This is a genomic window from Aquimarina rhabdastrellae, assembly GCA_947387485.1.
Lineage (GTDB): Bacteria > Bacteroidota > Bacteroidia > Flavobacteriales > Flavobacteriaceae > Aquimarina.
Genome location: CANDNT010000059.1, coordinates 1 through 1,066, shown reverse-complemented (window position 1 = coordinate 1,066; position 1,066 = coordinate 1). Strand labels below are relative to the sequence as shown.

Annotated in this window: 1 protein-coding gene; it reads left to right on the top strand. The window is 37.5% G+C overall.

Translation table 11 applies throughout. The features are described from left to right. Positions 1–995: hypothetical protein (locus tag ACYEKI_RS21240; RefSeq protein WP_459213221.1), on the top strand; the 995-nt coding region annotated here is incomplete at its 5' end. Positions 996–1,066 lie beyond the last annotated feature (71 nt).

The window sequence follows — 1,066 nt, the reverse complement described above, 5'->3', positions numbered from 1 at the left end:
CTCAACAGGCTGTTAATAACCCTGTCAATAAGCCTAAAAATCAAGATCAAAGCCGCTTTTTGTCCTATACTGATAATCAATACGTTAAAAATAAAAATACGCCAGATTGGCAAAATACAGATACAAGTTATACAAACAAGAACTTTAATAATAGATTAATAGGGGTTCATAAGTTTTTAACTTTTCCCAACAAGATACCTGCTAGAAACACAAGACAACAAAGGTCTCCGCTACCGCTCCGTGATTTCTTATCCAATGGTAACATCTCTGGGAACACAAGACAACACAAGATACTTTCTGGAAACACAAGACATCAACGGACTCCGCTACCGCTCCGTGATTCTATTGACGCTGGAAACATTTTTTTTGCTAGAAACACACAGGAAAAAGCCCTGTTACACAACAATGCACAGGAAAAAGTTGACACGCGAGTAAACATGCCATTACCACAAGACACTCATTTCATACGGCAAACCGCTCGCGAGTCACTCCTGGTTTGCTATGCAGAAAAACTATGGCTGCTGGCTAGAAAAAAACTCTATGCTAAAACCCAGCTCACCATAACCCAACAAGAGATTGCTAGAGAACTCCTGTTCGATTGGTATGCTCCTGTTCCTGTTGATAAACTAGAACACGTTCATCACGTCTATGTCAAACGTATTGAAATGGTACGTCGTTATGTTGCCAAAGCTCCTGATCTTCGTTATGTGCAATTGCCTTATCTCTTTTTTGATCCTGATAATCCTAATGGTTTTACAAGAACTAAAGCTTGGAAACCTACTGCTGAATTTAAAAAACGTAAGCTGTTACAACGTAAATTCTTTGCTATTGTCAATTTCTTTAAACGCAATGAATTAGCCGATACCGCTATAGCGATCCCTCGTTTACAATGTTTTAAACGTTGTGAGGCTGCTATCAAAACTTTAAAAGAGCCTGAGTTTCTTCAGGAGTTTTACAAAGCTACTTTTCAAATACTTCAACCTGTTCATTCATAAATTAATTATATGTTACATCGATTAAAAACAAATCTTAAATCAAAATTACAACACGCCAAGGCTAATATTGC